Source organism: Glycocaulis sp., assembly GCF_050485565.1.
GTDB lineage: Bacteria > Pseudomonadota > Alphaproteobacteria > Caulobacterales > Maricaulaceae > Glycocaulis.
The window spans coordinates 23,842-38,752 of the sequence record NZ_JBJHBQ010000010.1; the positions used below are offsets into that span (position 1 = coordinate 23,842).

General features: G+C 63.2%; 14 protein-coding genes. 10 read left to right on the forward strand and 4 right to left on the reverse strand.

Annotation, left to right across the window (positions count from 1 at the left end):
* The first annotated feature begins 95 nt into the window (after nucleotides 1-95).
* The 4 genes from ACQ5ID_RS11625 (at nucleotide 96) to ACQ5ID_RS11640 (ending at nucleotide 3,192) form a co-directional block, all read left to right on the forward strand.
* A complete protein-coding gene (locus ACQ5ID_RS11625) occupies nucleotides 96-797 on the forward strand; it encodes a response regulator transcription factor (RefSeq protein ID WP_429912611.1) in 702 nt (233 codons plus the stop codon).
* Nucleotides 766-2,406, forward strand: a complete 1,641-nt coding sequence (locus ACQ5ID_RS11630) for a stimulus-sensing domain-containing protein (protein ID WP_429912612.1) — start codon at nucleotides 766-768, stop codon at nucleotides 2,404-2,406. The genes ACQ5ID_RS11625 and ACQ5ID_RS11630 overlap by 32 nt, the downstream gene beginning before the upstream one ends.
* 109 nt (nucleotides 2,407-2,515) lie before the next feature.
* Nucleotides 2,516-2,920: a PTS sugar transporter subunit IIA gene (locus ACQ5ID_RS11635; RefSeq protein ID WP_429912613.1), complete on the forward strand. Its 405-nt coding sequence runs from the start codon at nucleotides 2,516-2,518 to the stop codon at nucleotides 2,918-2,920.
* A complete protein-coding gene (locus tag ACQ5ID_RS11640; protein ID WP_429912614.1) occupies nucleotides 2,917-3,192 on the forward strand; it encodes an HPr family phosphocarrier protein in 276 nt (91 codons plus the stop codon). The genes ACQ5ID_RS11635 and ACQ5ID_RS11640 overlap by 4 nt, the downstream gene beginning before the upstream one ends.
* Here the strand turns inward: ACQ5ID_RS11640 and ACQ5ID_RS11645 are convergent, their stop codons facing one another.
* Nucleotides 3,193-4,743, reverse strand: coding sequence for a hypothetical protein (locus ACQ5ID_RS11645; RefSeq protein WP_429912615.1), 1,551 nt, complete (start codon nucleotides 4,741-4,743; stop codon nucleotides 3,193-3,195).
* A gap of 247 nt (nucleotides 4,744-4,990) precedes the next feature.
* On the opposite strand from ACQ5ID_RS11645, the gene ahcY reads away from it, so the two are divergent.
* Complete coding sequence (gene ahcY / locus ACQ5ID_RS11650) at nucleotides 4,991-6,409, forward strand: adenosylhomocysteinase (RefSeq protein ID WP_429912616.1); 1,419 nt, start codon at nucleotides 4,991-4,993, stop codon at nucleotides 6,407-6,409.
* Between the two features lie 59 nt (nucleotides 6,410-6,468).
* On the opposite strand, the gene ACQ5ID_RS11655 is transcribed toward ahcY, so the two are convergent.
* Together ACQ5ID_RS11655 and ACQ5ID_RS11660 are read right to left on the reverse strand one after the other, a co-directional pair.
* The gene (locus ACQ5ID_RS11655; RefSeq protein ID WP_429912617.1) at nucleotides 6,469-7,338 is read right to left on the reverse strand and encodes a 1-acyl-sn-glycerol-3-phosphate acyltransferase; all 870 of its coding nucleotides are present in this window, start codon (nucleotides 7,336-7,338) and stop codon (nucleotides 6,469-6,471) included.
* A 27-nt stretch (nucleotides 7,339-7,365) separates the two neighbouring features.
* Complete coding sequence (locus ACQ5ID_RS11660) at nucleotides 7,366-7,731, reverse strand: ArsR/SmtB family transcription factor (protein ID WP_429912618.1); 366 nt, start codon at nucleotides 7,729-7,731, stop codon at nucleotides 7,366-7,368.
* 75 nt (nucleotides 7,732-7,806) lie between these two features.
* Between ACQ5ID_RS11660 and ACQ5ID_RS11665 the strand changes: the two genes are divergently transcribed.
* The 4 genes from ACQ5ID_RS11665 to ACQ5ID_RS11680 all read left to right on the forward strand — a co-directional run bounded on the left by ACQ5ID_RS11665 (nucleotide 7,807) and on the right by ACQ5ID_RS11680 (nucleotide 10,550).
* Entirely contained in the window at nucleotides 7,807-8,310 is a 504-nt protein-coding gene (locus tag ACQ5ID_RS11665) for an arsenate reductase ArsC (RefSeq protein ID WP_429912619.1), read from the forward strand.
* Nucleotides 8,311-8,321: 11 nt separating this feature from the next.
* Nucleotides 8,322-9,377, forward strand: a complete 1,056-nt coding sequence (gene arsB, locus ACQ5ID_RS11670) for an ACR3 family arsenite efflux transporter (protein ID WP_429912620.1) — start codon at nucleotides 8,322-8,324, stop codon at nucleotides 9,375-9,377.
* 5 nt (nucleotides 9,378-9,382) lie between these two features.
* Nucleotides 9,383-10,102, forward strand: coding sequence for an arsenical resistance protein ArsH (gene arsH, locus ACQ5ID_RS11675; RefSeq protein WP_429912621.1), 720 nt, complete (start codon nucleotides 9,383-9,385; stop codon nucleotides 10,100-10,102).
* A gap of 79 nt (nucleotides 10,103-10,181) precedes the next feature.
* Nucleotides 10,182-10,550 (forward strand): hypothetical protein, encoded by a 369-nt coding sequence (locus ACQ5ID_RS11680; protein WP_429912622.1) that lies wholly within the window; start codon nucleotides 10,182-10,184, stop codon nucleotides 10,548-10,550.
* A 75-nt stretch (nucleotides 10,551-10,625) separates the two neighbouring features.
* Here the strand turns inward: ACQ5ID_RS11680 and ACQ5ID_RS11685 are convergent, their stop codons facing one another.
* Entirely contained in the window at nucleotides 10,626-14,237 is a 3,612-nt protein-coding gene (locus ACQ5ID_RS11685) for an autotransporter domain-containing protein (RefSeq protein WP_429912623.1), read from the reverse strand.
* Nucleotides 14,238-14,366: 129 nt separating this feature from the next.
* On the opposite strand from ACQ5ID_RS11685, the gene ACQ5ID_RS11690 reads away from it, so the two are divergent.
* Nucleotides 14,367-14,855, forward strand: coding sequence for a hypothetical protein (locus tag ACQ5ID_RS11690; protein WP_429912624.1), 489 nt, complete (start codon nucleotides 14,367-14,369; stop codon nucleotides 14,853-14,855).
* Nucleotides 14,856-14,911 lie beyond the last annotated feature (56 nt).

Here is a 14,911-nt window from a genome sequence, read left to right on the forward strand (position 1 = left end):
CTCGTAACCATCAACATGGTTTCAACCCTCTTGCTCCCGCCGGGCAGCGCTGTAGGTTTGAAGCACCTTACCCCGGTCAAAGGATCGCAACGCGTATGGCCCAGATCGCCCTTGTCGATGATGACGAGAACATTCTCACTTCGGTCTCTCTCTTTCTGGAGGGCGAAGGCTATCAGGTGCAGACCTATACCGATGGCGTGGACGCCCTGAGCGTGCTGGCTGACAACCCACCCGATCTGGCCATTTTCGACATCAAGATGCCGCGCATGGACGGGCTGGAACTGCTGCGCCGGGTGCGCCAGAGCTCCAACCTGCCGGTCATCTTCCTGACCTCCAAGGATGGCGAGTTTGATGAGGCGCTGGGGCTGGATCTGGGCGCCGATGACTATATCGCCAAACCCTTCTCCCATCAGCTTCTGGCCAAGCGCATCAAGGCGGTCCTGCGCCGCGCCCAGCCCGATGATGCCGATCTGCCGGCCGGTGAGACCGACCAGAAGGCGCTGGTGCGCGGCTCGCTGACCCTTGATCCCAACCGTCACGCCTGTCTGTGGAACGGCAAGCCGGTGCGCCTGACCGTCACCGAATTCCTGATCCTGCAGGCGCTGGCCAACCGTCCGGGCTATGTGAAGAGCCGCGATAATCTCATGGACGCGGCCTATGACGATCAGGTCTATGTCGATGACCGCACGATCGACAGCCACATAAAGCGCATCCGCAAGAAATTCCGTGTCGTGGACGACAGTTTTGACGGGATCGAGACCCTGTATGGCGTCGGATACCGCTACAAGGAGGCGTGAGCCGGGGCGGCTGCGCGCCCGGCTGGCCCAGCTTCCCTCGACGCTGCGTCAGGCGCTGTTTTCGCGCCTTGCAGCGAGCATTCTTGTTGCCAATCTGTTTGCGCTGGGCCTTCTGGCGCTCGGCACTCTGGCACTCATCGAGAACCGCACCGGGCTGATCGACGCCAAGGTCGACTCGCTGACCCAGCAGGCCGACATCATCCGCAATGTCATCACCGAGACGGCTGTCGAAGGCTCGCCTGAGCCTGTGCTCAATGCGCGCATTGCCGCCGAGGTGCTGGCCCGGCTCTACGTGCCCGAAGGTACGCGCGCCATGATCCACAGCCCCGAAGGACGCCTCGCCGCCGACAGCTATCTGAGCGCCGGGCGGGTCAGTGTCGAGCTTTTGCCGCCGCCCGGTCATCGCGATGTGGAGGGGTTTTTCACCGGTCTCTGGCGCATGGCGCGCGACTTCGTCGGCGGCTTCTTTCTGCCTGCAGAAGAGCGCGAAGCGCGCGAACGCTCGCTGGGCGAGGAAATCGCCCTTGCCCAGACAACCGGCGAAGCGGTGGCCGGCGTACGCCGTGGCCGCTATGGCGAACGCGTCGTCTCGGTGACGCTGGCCATAGCGCCGGTCCAGACCATTGTCGGCTCGGTGACCTATGAGTCTTATGACTATGACGCGCTGATCGCCGCTGACCGGGTGGCCATCCTGCCTTATCTGGGCTTTGCCGCGCTCATCATTGTCGCCTTCGGGGCTTTGCTGGCCTTGCGCATCGCCGGCCCGGTAAAGCGTCTGTCGGACGCGGCGCGCAGCGTGCAGCTGGCAGGCGGCAGGCGCGTGCCCCTGCCGGATTTCTCGCGCCGGGGCGACGAGATCGGCGATCTGGAGCAGGCATTCCGGGCGATGACCGACGCGCTCTACGACCGGCTGGACGCGATTGAGAACTTTGCTGCCGACGTCGCCCACGAGATCAAGAACCCGCTCACCTCCATCCGCTCGGCCGCCGAGGTGCTGGTACGTGCGCGCGATGACAGCGCCCGCGAGCGCCTGGTCAGCGTGATCCAGAAGGATGTGCAGCGCCTCGACCGGCTGATAACCGACATTTCCAATGCCTCAAGGCTCGATGCCGAGCTGGCGCGCGATCAGGTAAGGCCGGTGGATCTGGTACGCCTGATCCGCGATATCGTGCGCGTCTACGTGGATGGAGAGCGTGCCTCACCGTCCCAGCTCGTTGTTGAGACCAGTCTTGCGGAAGCCTTTGTCGGCGCGCGCGAGGAGGCGCTGGGACGCGTCTTCACCAATCTGATCGACAATGCGCTGACTTTCTCGCCGCCCGGCGGCACGGTAAGCATCACCATCCGCCGTGGCCAGGGCCAGGCCCGCGAGCGCTTTATCGTGACGGTGGAAGATGAGGGACCGGGCATCCCGCCCGAAGCGCTGGAGACCATCTTCAACCGCTTCTACACGCAGCGCCCGGCTGGCACAGCCTTTGGCACCCATTCCGGGCTTGGTCTTGCCATTGCCCGCCAGATCATTACCGCCCATGGTGGGACGATCCACGCCGAAAACCGGACCGCTCCGGCAAGTGGCGCGCGCATGGTGATCTGGCTGCCGAGCGTGTCCTGAAAGGCACGCCTGTGGCCGCGTTACAAGAGGCCCCTTTCACATATCTGAAATGCAAGGTTACATAGCGGTCACGTACCGTTTCGCCCCCTGCTCCTTTTTTCGAGTTTCCATGATCGGCCTCGTCATCGTCACCCACGGTCAGCTTGCCCAGGAACTGGTGGCAGCAACCGAACATGTCGTGGGCCGTCTGGCGGCATGTGTGGCCGTCTCCATAGGCGCCGATGACGATATGGAGCAGCGCAGGAGCGATATCCGCGAAGCGGTGGAGACCGCCGATAGCGGCGATGGCGTCATCATCGTGACCGATATTTTTGGCGGCACACCGTCCAACCTCTCCATGTCCCTGCTTGAGAAATGCAAGGTGGAGGTGATCGCAGGCGCAAACCTGCCCATGATGATAACGCTGGCCGAGGCGCGCGGGCGCATGAACCTCTCCGACCTCGCCGCCAATGCCTCAAGCGCGGGCAGGCGCTATATCACCGTCGGCTCCCATCTGATTGACGGGCTGTCGTGAGCGCATACACGGCGGACGTCACCATCGTGAACAAGCGCGGCCTGCACGCACGCGCTGCCGCGAAGTTTGTGGGGCTAGCCCGCGAATACACCGCAGCTTTGAGCGTGGAGCGCGACGGCGAGCAGGCTGATGGCCGCTCCATCATGGACCTGCTCATGCTGGGTGCCGGGCCGGGCACTCAGCTGACGCTGAGCGCAGAAGGCAGCGACGCTCAGGCGCTGACCGAAGCCTTGCGCACGCTCATCGAAAACGGGTTCGACGAAGGCGAGTAGTTAGCCCTCGCGCGGACGCTCGCCGGTTTCGCCGCCCGCATCCTCGCTGACAAAGGCATCATCCGCCGTTATCGCCGCATCCTCCGCCTCGGAGGCCAGACGGGCATCATCACCATCCGTTTCCGGCTGCACAATCCCGGCCGCCTCGACAGGCGCTTCGGGTTGCAGGGTTTCGGTCTCGGTGACCACCGGGCCTGCTTCGGCCTCCACACCGGAATCCGCAACCGCTTCGACGCTGGCGTCAGAGCCAGCGTCCACGCCTTCGGCATCCCGGTTGACGCGCTCAGCCGAGGCACCCCCCGACAGGGCCTCTGACGGCATGGGCGGCGGCGGTGCGATATCCATGGAGCGCGCTTCAGCGCGTGGGTCATGCGCCGCATCGTCGCCAGCTGCGTCCGTTTCGGGTGCAGCCATCTCACTCGCACCTTCGGACGGCGCGCCGGCCTCGGCTTCGGGCAGCTCGCCCGCTTCCTCTTCAGAACCGTCAACGATGGCGTCTTCTTCACTCTGACCGTCCGCAACCTGATCGTCCGCCGTACGGGCCGAAATAGCCGCCGCCGCAACAGCAGCAACAGGTGCCGCTACCGCTGCAGCCGGTACGCCCTGCGCCTCTTCATCGCCGGCCGTTTCAGCCTCGGCTTGCGTCCCGGCAGCATCGCTAAGTTCGGCGGGTGTCTCGCGCCGGGTCACCATTTCCTGCGGCGGATGACGCAGCACATGGTCGGCCAGCCGGGCAATGCGCGCTTCAAGCCGCGCTGCATCCCGCCAGCGATTGACCATGCCCGCGACAATGAACAGGGCCGCACTGCCCGCCAGAGCCAGCAGGGCCGGAATGGCCGCCATTTCCGGACCATTAATGGCAATCGCTGCCGCCAGCGTTAGCACCAGGAAGACAGGCACCCAGGCAAACCGCCAGGAGCGCGCTGCAAAAGCCAGAAGAGCACCTGCCGCCACAAGACCAGCAAAGATCGCAGTCCCCTCATAGCCGGAGAGCTGCGGTGCCAGTGCGGCAAGGCTTTCCGATACGGCCGGAACCGTCTCGGTCAGGCGGGCATCGGCAAGCCCGGGCTGAACGCTGACCAGCGCGGCGAAGATATCAAACACGGGCAGGCCCGCAGCCAGTCCCGGCGCGAAAAGTCCCAGCACGGTAAGCAGTTGCGGCCAGGCAATGAGCATGGCGAGAACCGCCATCGCCGCCATGGTGAGAATCCAGTTGGCATTGCGCGACACCCCGGCGCGGGACAATACGCGGGTATTGTCCTGGCTGGTGCGCGTCCAGCTATTGGTACGGTAATTGACGACCGCGACCGGGCTCGAACGGCGTTTTGGTCCGGGCTGCATGCGGATCACGGCGGCGTAATCGCCCGCATCAAGCGCAAAGTCGCGCTTGCCGATCCGCACAGGATGGCGCTCGCCATCAAGATCCTGGATACGCCGCTCGTCCGCGCGGGCGCGCGGATCGGAGCCAATCACCTGTCCCGGTGCCACGTAGAAATCGATCGCCCGGCTGCCAAAGCGCTGGGTAGCGTGAGCTGTCGGCAATATCGCCATGCCTGGTATTCCCCTCATCACGCGCCATATTCGTGCTCGTCACGGCTGTCAGCCAATGGCACAGACGCCCCTCGTTAAGAGAGTGTATACAAAAAACGGGCCGGTTTAACCTCTTGTTTGCAAATTCCCTGTGTCAACGGCGTGACAGCGCTCAGCACACCGTTTGCGCTGTATCTGCGCGGGGTTTATACAGCGCGCACACCAAGCACTCCAGTTTTCGAACCCTGCGCAAAAAGAAGGATCATCCATGACCCTGCTGTTCAACACGCCCGACGGCAAAGACTATCTCGTCAAGGACCTCTCGCTGGCCCGCTGGGGCCGGATCGAGCTGGACATGGCCGAGATCGAAATGCCGGGCCTGATGGCGCTGCGCGAGGAGTTCGGCAAGTCCAAGCCCCTGAAAGGCGCCCGCATCGCCGGCTCGCTGCACATGACCGTGCAGACCGCCGTGCTGATCGAGACGCTGACCGCCCTTGGCGCCGAAGTGCGCTGGGCCTCGTGCAATATCTTCTCCACCCAGGACCATGCCGCCGCCGCCATTGCCGAAACCGGCGTGCCGGTCTTCGCCGTCAAGGGCGAGACGCTGCAGGAATACTGGGATTATGCCGACGCCATCTTCCACTGGCCGGATGGCGAAACGGCCAACATGATCCTGGATGATGGCGGCGATGCCACCATGTATCTCCAGCTCGGCGAAAAAGCCGAAAAAGACCCCTCCATCCTCGGCGAACCGAAATCGGAAGAAGAGCGCTGGCTGTTTGACGCCATCCGCCGCCGCATCAAGGCGAGCCCCGGCTGGTTTGCCAAGGCGAAAGCCAGCATCAAGGGCGTGTCCGAAGAGACCACCACCGGCGTGATGCGCCTCTACCAGATGGCCAAGCGCGGCGAGCTGGCCTTCCCGGCCATCAACGTCAATGACTCTGTCACCAAGTCGAAATTCGACAACCGTTATGGCTGCCGTGAAAGCCTGGTCGACGCCATCCGGCGCGGCACCGATGTGATGATGGCCGGCAAGACGGCCGTTGTGTGCGGCTATGGCGATGTCGGCAAGGGCTCGGCAGAATCCCTGTCACAGGCCGGTTGCCGGGTTTCCGTGACCGAGATCGACCCGATCTGCGCCCTGCAGGCCGCGATGGACGGCTATGGCGTTGTCCGCCTTGAGGACGTGATTGGCGAGGTGGACATCGTCGTCACCGCCACCGGCAACAAGGACGTCATCACCGTCGATCATATGCGCGCCATGAAAAACATGGCCATCGTCTGCAATATCGGCCATTTCGATAACGAGATTCAGGTCGAGGCGCTGCGCAATTTCCAGTGGACCAATGTGAAGCCGCAGGTCGATCTGATCGAGTTCCCCGAAGGCCACAAGATCATCCTGCTGTCCGAAGGACGGCTGGTGAATCTGGGCAATGCCAACGGCCATCCGAGCTTCGTAATGAGCGCCAGCTTCACCAATCAGGTGCTGGCCCAGATCGAGCTGTGGACCCGGGGCGATCAGTACAAGAACGATGTCTACATCCTGCCCAAGCATCTCGATGAAAAGGTGGCGGCGCTGCATCTGGACAAGCTGGGCGCGAAACTGACCACGCTTTCGACCGAACAGGCCGATTATATCGGCGTGGAGCAGAAAGGCCCGTTCAAGGCCGAGCACTACCGCTACTAGGCGTTCCGCCTTCTGCGTAAGAGAATGGCCCCGGCAGAGCGATCCGCCGGGGCTTTTTTCTACCGGCCCCAGGCCAGTGCCTCGGCCAGTTTGAGGATTGAGGCGCTGGCTTCAGCTTCACTGCCTGGTATCTCGCGGGCGGGAACAGGGTCTGAAAAGCGCATGCGATAGGTCTTGCCGCGCTGGCGCATCAGCCCGTGAAAGAGCGTGATATCGCGCAGCTCCTCATGGATCTGATCGAGCGCATAGAAGGCGATAGGCATGGACTGGCGCACACCCAGCGTCACCACCGGCGTATTGAAGCGCCGCGCCAGCGAGATCGCCGTCGGTGCCCACGGCTCCTCCACCAGCCCCCAGCGTCTCCAGCGCCAGCGCGCCATGCGCCCGGAGGGAAAAATGGCGAGGCAGCGGCCATGATTGAGCGCCTCCATGGAGCCACGCAGCGTATCGCGGGCATTGGCCCGGCTGCGCGCATTCTTGCGCCATTCCACCGGGATCAGCATGTCTTCAAGGCCCGGACAGACGCGCAGCGCATCCCGGTTGGCCAGAAAGCAAAGATCAGGGCGCTTCTCCCGGATCGCCTGCCACAGCGCGATACCGTCCGCGATGCCGCCGGGATGATTGCCGATAATCACCACCGGGCCGGTATCGGGAATGGCATCAAGCCCGTGCGTGTTCACCGTCAGGTCCAGATAGTCTGCCGCCCAGTCGAACGCCTGACGCGCCCGCATCGGCCTTACCGTTTCCACCATCGCAATGGCATCGCGATAGCCCATCAGCGCGCCCGCCGTGGGCCTGACCACATTCCACAGCCAGGGATGTTTTCTCAGACGCGGCGCACGCTCATCGATCAGCTGATCGACTAATTCCTTAGCCGACTGGGGCGGCGCGGGGGGAATGGGATAGAGGTCGGCGGGGTACTGGCTCATTACGACTAGAGTTCGCGTGAGTGCGCCCTAGTTGCAAGCCCTCAGCGCGGATACCGCCAGCTTGGCCGTCACATCCCGGCACAGCGCTGGATCCCCGCCGCAGCAATCGGCGATAAGAAAGCTCACGAGCTCTGCTGTCGCTACCAGATTGGCGGCATAAATGCGCTTACGGCCAGCTTTCTCCACCTGCGCGAGACCCGCCCCGGTCAGCACCGCCAGCTGGGCGGAAAGATTGCTGGGGCTGATAGCCACCTGCTCCGCCAGTATGCCTGCGGCAAGCCCTTTGGGGCCTGCAGCGACAAGGGCGCGGAATATGCGCAGCCTGCCCTCATGGGCGAGGGCGGAGAGCTGGGCGCAGGCTTGCGCTTCGGCAAGTTCGGGACGATCTGACATTTCATTTCAATACTTCTTGAAATATTGAAATGTCAAGGCTAAAGAGGCCGCAACAACCCCACCGGAGCGCGCGCCATGATCCGCATTCTTGTCCTGTGTACCGGAAACTCCGCCCGCTCCATCCTGGGTGAGGCCCTGTTTAACGCGCTGGGTGAGGGGAAAATCACCGCCGTCTCTGCCGGGTCGCAGCCCAAGGGCGAACCACACCCGGTGGCGCTCGAAACGCTTGCCCGCCACCGCCTCCCAACTGAGGGATTGAGCTCGAAAAGCTGGGATGTGTTCGCCGGAAACCAAGCGCCTGAAATCCACGGCGTTATCACGGTGTGCGATTCTGCCGCCAGCGAGACCTGCCCCATCTGGCCCGGCGCGCCGGTACAGGTCCATTGGGGCTTGCCAGACCCCGCCTATGTGACGCCGGACGCCGCCTGCCGCGAAGCGTTCGAGCAGACCTATCAGGCGCTCAAAGCCCGTGTCGAAGCGGTGCTGGCGTTTGACGGTGATCTGTCTGACCCGGCCGCGCTCAAAGCCGCCCTGAAGGCCGCGCATGAAGGCGCGTCCCTGCCTGATTTCCAACCCTGAGTGACACCGCCATGACTGCACCCAAAGACGCTGCGCCTGCCGGGATCGGCCCGTTTGAGAAATGGCTCTCGGTCTGGGTGGGTCTGGCGATTCTCGTCGGTATCGCGCTCGGAACACTGGTACCGGGCGTTTTCGGCTTTCTGGCCGGGCTGGAATACGCCTCGGTCAATCTGGCCGTCGCCATCCTCATCTGGGCGATGGTCTTCCCGATGATGGTGAATGTGGATTTTGGCGCGCTGATGCGTGTGGGCGAGAAGCCCAAGGGCCTCATCATCACGCTGGTGGTAAACTGGCTTATCAAGCCGTTCACCATGGCGCTGCTGGCGGTCGTGTTCTTTGAAGGGGTATTCGCCCGCTTCATCGAGCCGGAAAACGCCGAGCAGTATATTGCGGGCCTGATCATTCTGGGCGCCGCGCCCTGCACCGCCATGGTGTTTGTCTGGTCGCAGCTCACCAAAGGCGATCCGGCCTATACCCTCGTTCAGGTGTCGGTGAACGACGCCATCATGGTCGTCGCCTTTGCACCCATCGTGGCGCTGCTCTTGGGTGTCACCTCCATCTCCGTGCCGTGGGAGACGCTTGTCCTCTCCGTCGTGCTCTACGTGGTGATCCCGCTCATCGCAGGCATAGCGGTCCGCCGCTGGCTGATCCGCTCTGGCGGCATGGCGCGGCTGGACGGCTTCAATGCCCGGATCAAGCCGGTTTCGATAAGCGCGCTGATCGCCACCGTGGTGCTGCTCTTCGGCTTTCAGGGCGGGACGATCCTGTCCCAACCGCTGGTGATAGCCATGATCGCGGTGCCCATCATCATCCAGTCCTACGCCATTTTCGCGCTGGCCTATGGCGCAGCCTGGATGTGGAAAGTCCCCCATAACGTGGCCGCGCCCTGCGCCCTGATCGGTACGTCCAATTTCTTCGAGCTGGCGGTCGCCGTCGCCATCGGGCTGTTCGGCCTCAATTCCGGCGCAGCGCTGGCGACCGTTGTGGGCGTGCTGGTGGAGGTGCCGGTCATGCTCTCGCTGGTCGCGCTCGCCAACCGCACGCGCGCGAAATTCCCGACGGAGTAACCCTGATGAGCCTTGATCTCTCCACGCCCCATCTGGACGAGGACTGCTATCGCGATGTGGAGCCGGAGCGGCTGTTTCCGGCCAACCGCGTCAGCCACAGGCCGCGCATCCTTCTGCTCTACGGATCGGTCCGCGACCGCTCCTTCAGCCGTATGGCAACGCAGGAGGCGGCCCGCATTCTGGAACGCCTCGGCGCGGAAACGCGCATCTACAACCCGTCCGGCCTGCCGCTCCCTGACGATGCGGATGTGAGCCATCCCAAGGTCGCCGAACTGCGCGATCTGGTGATGTGGTCAGAGGGCATGGTGTGGTGCTCGCCCGAACGCCATGGCGCGATGACGGGCATTATGAAGGCGCAGATTGACTGGATACCGCTATCGCTCGGCGGGGTGCGGCCCACACAAGGCAAGACGCTGGCCGTGATGCAGGTGTCGGGCGGCTCGCAGAGCTTTAACACGGTCAATCAGCTGCGCGTGCTGGGGCGCTGGATGCGCCTCATCACCATCCCCAACCAGTCCTCGGTCCCCAAAGCCTGGCTGGAGTTTGACGAGCATGACCGGATGAAGCCCTCCTCCCTCTATGACCGCATCATCGATGTGATGGAGGAGCTGGTGAAATTCACCCTGCTGACCCGCGACTGCGCCGATTATCTTGTGGACCGCTATAGCGAGCGCAAGGAGAGCGCCGCCGAAGTGTCAAAGCGCGTCGGCCAGCGCTCCATGTAGTGCGGCCCGGGGGGCGACGTGAACACAAAGGCGCGCTAGGCTGGCACCCTACGCTGATCCAGCAAAGGACCTGGCCGCAATGAGTATGCTGATTGCCCTCCTGCTTGCCGCGCAAACGCCTGAAGGTGCGGCCATCGCCGGAAACTACACAGCCACGGCGGAGGATGGCACGCAGTGCGCACTGGTGCTGATGCCGCCTGCCCGCCGCCCGCAAGGCGCGATGGCCCTGATGGCGGGCGCGGCGGGCCTTGCTGCCGTCTCGCCCGAGTGCGAGCTGGAAATCGCCGAAACCATGTTCTGGCAGTTCGAGGAGGACGAGGGCGGACATCTCATCTTTGTGGACGCCGCCGGCGACACGCTTTTCGCCGGCGAGCGGGCGAACGCGAACAGCTCCTGGCAGGGCGCCATGAGCGATGGCGTGCGCATCCGCCTTGAGCGCAACCGCTAGAATCTGCGCCCATCCGCAAGAAAAAGGCCGCCTCGTTAAACGAGGCGGCCTTTTCAGTTCACGGGTGTTTCTGCCCTAGAACCGGGTGCGCAGACCAAAGATGAGTGCGTCCACGTCACGGATCCGGTTGCTACCTGCACGGGTCTCATAGGCCAGTGACAGATCGATCCCGTTGTCCAGACGCGCAATTGCGCCGACCGAGATTTCAAACCAGTCGCTTTCGGCATCCACACCGGTACCCAGGATAAGGCCCTGCGTGCCGGGCGTTCCGGCAAAATCACCCGCAATGGTTTCGCTCTCATCGCTGAGCCGGTTGGCGTAGCCAATATAGGCACGCGGTTCGAGCGTGAAACGGGCATTGTTCACGATAAGCCCGGCATCCAGCCCTACGCGAGCCGTTGTGAAGCTGTCCGAATAGCTCGACAGATCAAAAGCGGCAGGCGAACCGGTCACGCTGCCCGAATCAACCTCGACACGGTGCCAGGTAATGCTCGCCATCGGCGTCGCACGCAGAGCGCCATTGGTCACGGTGTAGCCAATCTGACCCGTCAGATCATAGCTGCTGGCGCTCAGAGTGCCGGTAACCGGCAAAACGAGTCCGCCAATAGCCACATCGCGCCGGGCACGCGAGCTGTGATCGCCATAGCTCGCTGCGAGCAGACCTTGCAGTCTCTCGCCCCGATAGGCGGCATAGCCGGTGAGCTGGACACTCTCCACCCGGCTATTGGCGGCACCACCGCCGGCCAGGGCCTGATCGCTTTCCGACGTGGCAAAACCGATGGCCGCGCCGAAGCGCCAGCCATGGCTCCGGCCATAATCGATACCGGCCATTGCGAACCCGCCTTCGATATCGGCATTGGCCGAGCTGGCCGTGGTCGGAGCCGAGGCGTCTACAAGGCCCGCCGTGAAGAACACCTCAAACCCGTTGCCAAGATCATGCACATCCGGCTGGCCGCCTGCATCGGCAGCGCGGGCGGCCTCGGCCAGCGACATGCCGCCCATGCCTGCGCCCGTTTCAGACCCCATCAGGCTGAACATGGCCTGGTTGCCGCCAGGCGTGCCACCGCCCGCTCCCGCGCCCTGAAGCATACGGCCGCGCAGGGCACCGGCCAGCAGATCGCCATGGCTTGTCAGCGTCCGGCGCAGCTGGAAGCCCTCATGTGGCACCAGATTCTCGAACGCATCCTCCAGCGGCCCGTTCGGCAACAGGTCCATCACCTGGAAGAGGGATGCCACCGGACCAGCCTGGGGATTATCGCGCAGCTGGTCGAAGCGCGCACCGAGGGTTGCCTGTGACGGATTGGTGAAGTTGGCGAAATCGCTGAAATCTTCAGCCAGAATCTGCAACTCGACCATGCCGTCCGAATAGACGGGTGAAAGGAACAGCACGCCGGGCAGATCGATCATTCCGTCGAACTCACCAGCGCGATCACCCGAATATTCCAGCACAGTGCGCCGGTCGCCGCGGGTCGGAATGTAGCCGCCAACAGGATTGATGCCGGCAACACCGCCCAGTGCGACACTGCCATCAACCAGCAGCATATCGCTGCCCTCTGCCGACCAGTCGAAAATCAGTGCACCGGCGGCTGTCTGCACATAGTCGCCCAGAATGACAAGCTCGCCGACCTCGCCCAGCGCGCCCGGGCTGACCATACCGGCCACGTTCCAGAAGGTGAGCGTGCTGATAATACCATCACCGTGCATCAGGCCGCCGGTCATCATGACCTCACGGGCAAGCAGAAGACCATCAATCCGGGATTGCCCGGCGCTCTGGTCGAAAGCGATGAGGGTGGAGAAGACATTCTCCTCGGGCAGAACGAAGCCTGCATTGGCGCCGGTGAGGCGAAGCCGGTCGATCTCGACATTCATATCGACCGTCGTCGTGCCGCTGGCGCTCAGCGTCACATCGTAGAAGCGTGCAACATCACCGGTGATCGCCCCGGCAAACGTACCGAAAAGACCATAGGAATTGTTCGGAACGAAATCGGAGCTGCCAATGGCAAAGCCGGAGACCGGCGGGTCGGTTTCCGCCGCCTGAGCCTGCCCGTCTGATTCAGCAACGCTGATCACCGTCGATGGCGTCTGGCCGCCGTGAAGCTCCTCATCGTCAATCCGGCCAATATTGTCGGCCGGGAGGAAGCCGCCCACGCGCGGCTCCTGGGCGCTGCTATCAATGACCTGCACGCCGGCGGTCATTTGCGCCGGACCGTAGCTCATCCCGCCAGCGCCGAGTTCGACGACACTGTCTACACTGCGCGTGCTGCTGCCCGAAGACGCGGCACTGGATGCGGCGCTTTCAGCCGCGCTTGACGCGCCATAGTCCGGCGAATTGTCGAACAGGTCACCATCGCGGTAGCCCTCGGCCGTGGTGTCGAAAATGGTCCCGAATAGCGGGCCTTCCAGGGCCAGCCCGTCTTCCGGTGTCTCCGGGGCATCAGCCCACATGCCGTTGACGAGATTGCCTTGCGCATCGACGACGAAATAGGACGGGTCCATCGCCCGCGTCCAGCGGCTGGCATCCGACCAGTCACCGTCTCCTGCTGCCGCGGTCGCGTAGACATACGGGTTCTGCTCGGCAATCCAGTTCTGATAGAGGAAGAGCGGATTGTAGTAAGACACGTCGGCGTAAAGGGTGTTGGCAGGCGAAAACAGGCCCGCAACCCAGCCGCCCGACAGAACGCTGGTGACAAGCTGCTGGCCGTCCATTTCGACGAAAAGCCCGCTTCCCGAATCCCCGCCCAGCGTACCGGCTTCCTGCTCGGTCGCATCGCCCGGGAACCAGTCGATCTGATTATTCACCGAGATCAGCTGATTGAAGTCCCAGGTCAGACCGTCCGACCAGGGCGGCGTATCGCAGAGAAGATCGTCCGGTCCGAAAATGCCCGGATTGCCTGACGGACCGGCACGGTAGCAATCACTTGCATCACGATCGGGCCTGTCAAAATCGATATGGTAGAGCAGCTGGTCGCCGGACGGGCCAAAAAAGCCCGCCAATCCCGGTACAGCCAATGACGCGCCGATGAAGTCCATCTGGCTGAACAGGCCGTTGAGCATGTTCGTGCCGGCGCGGCGCTTGCCGTCAATACCCACATTGACGCCCGAGCCTATACCCGTGCCGCCATAACCGACCATGGAGACGGGCATGTCCTCGGTGATCGGTGAGAACAGCATGCCGTAGGTCGGCAACCCGATCGCCGGTGTGTCCAGCGTGGCCAGCGCCACGTCCCCGCCCGGGAAATCGAACTCGCCGTCCAGGCCGAAGGGCGCCTGGACCTGAAGCACGTTGTAGAAGGCCAGATCTGGATTGGACAACCAGTCGCCCGTTGCCAGACCGCGATCGGTCCAGTCAAAATAGCCGGGCAGTGAATCAACCTGAAAGCCGAAACCGATGGGGATGCCGCCCTGCTCCCCGCCATACAGCATCTCATTGTATCCATCGACGCAGTGCGCAGCCCAGACGACCGTCCGCGGGTTGATGAGCTGACCGGTGCACACGAAAGTGCCCAGCGGCGTACGGTTCCACATCATGCCGACGCCGGCCCACACATTGTCTGTATCGACCGCCCCATCGACGCCGATATCATCGCGGATGGGCAGGGCGTTGGCCGTACTGCCAATCGCCACCGCGAGCACGAGGGCGGAGGCCGCCGTTCCGAGTGATGCCTTCAGATTCATTTTCCGGTGCATGATGTTTCCCCTTCAAACCGTTATAATCTTCGGGACGGTAATTCATCTGCCGTCCGCACGAGACTTCAATTTTTCGGTGACGAAGCTTAGACTGCTAACGAAAAGTTAATCAATTATCGCAGGACCGTGATGCGAACGAAGCGATCATTTTGGCAGAAATGCGACAAATTTGCCGCACTCGCTCTGATTGCACTTGCTGCGTGCGAGAGCCGTTCAGATGAGGGCGATGGACGTGATTTTGGCCCGTCCCGGCTGCTGGAAGAGGATATTCGCACGCCGGACAACCGGGCCGGAGCAGAACTGGCAACACTCACCGGCCGGCCCCTGAGCCCGACGCAGGAGCGCCTGGCCGGTGGATGGCGGCTTCAGGGGAGCGATATCTGCTCCGTCGAGTTTCATTCCGGCGGCGGCCTGACTGTCGCGGATGACTGCCCGGCCGCCCTGAGCGGAGCGGTGTTGTGGGCAGTTCACGAGGACAGGCCATACCAGATCCAGCTCCTCGACCAGCAGCGGGCAGCGGTCTGGCGCGGGGGGCTGATGGCTGAGGATGAACTTTCCGGCCGTCTTGCTGTTGGCACGCGCATCGACTTTGTCAGGGCAAGGCCCGCAGAGCACTAGAGCAGCCCTGTCTCGACATGTCCTGGGGACGGCGTTATGCCTCGGCCGGAACTGCG

Bases quoted from the DNA above. Each gene is read 5' to 3' on its own strand.
- ACQ5ID_RS11625 (WP_429912611.1), top strand. From the start codon at position 96: ATGGCCCAGATCGCCCTTGTCGATGATGACGAGAACATTCTCACTTCG.
- ACQ5ID_RS11630 (WP_429912612.1), top strand. From the start codon at position 766: ATGGCGTCGGATACCGCTACAAGGAGGCGTGAGCCGGGGCGGCTGCGC.
- ACQ5ID_RS11635 (WP_429912613.1), top strand. From the start codon at position 2,516: ATGATCGGCCTCGTCATCGTCACCCACGGTCAGCTTGCCCAGGAACTG.
- ACQ5ID_RS11645 (WP_429912615.1), bottom strand. From the start codon at position 4,743: ATGGCGATATTGCCGACAGCTCACGCTACCCAGCGCTTTGGCAGCCGG.
- ahcY (WP_429912616.1), top strand. From the start codon at position 4,991: ATGACCCTGCTGTTCAACACGCCCGACGGCAAAGACTATCTCGTCAAG.
- ACQ5ID_RS11655 (WP_429912617.1), bottom strand. From the start codon at position 7,338: ATGAGCCAGTACCCCGCCGACCTCTATCCCATTCCCCCCGCGCCGCCC.
- ACQ5ID_RS11660 (WP_429912618.1), bottom strand. From the start codon at position 7,731: ATGTCAGATCGTCCCGAACTTGCCGAAGCGCAAGCCTGCGCCCAGCTC.
- ACQ5ID_RS11665 (WP_429912619.1), top strand. From the start codon at position 7,807: ATGATCCGCATTCTTGTCCTGTGTACCGGAAACTCCGCCCGCTCCATC.
- arsB (WP_429912620.1), top strand. From the start codon at position 8,322: ATGACTGCACCCAAAGACGCTGCGCCTGCCGGGATCGGCCCGTTTGAG.
- arsH (WP_429912621.1), top strand. From the start codon at position 9,383: ATGAGCCTTGATCTCTCCACGCCCCATCTGGACGAGGACTGCTATCGC.
- ACQ5ID_RS11680 (WP_429912622.1), top strand. From the start codon at position 10,182: ATGAGTATGCTGATTGCCCTCCTGCTTGCCGCGCAAACGCCTGAAGGT.
- ACQ5ID_RS11685 (WP_429912623.1), bottom strand. From the start codon at position 14,237: ATGCACCGGAAAATGAATCTGAAGGCATCACTCGGAACGGCGGCCTCC.
- ACQ5ID_RS11690 (WP_429912624.1), top strand. From the start codon at position 14,367: ATGCGAACGAAGCGATCATTTTGGCAGAAATGCGACAAATTTGCCGCA.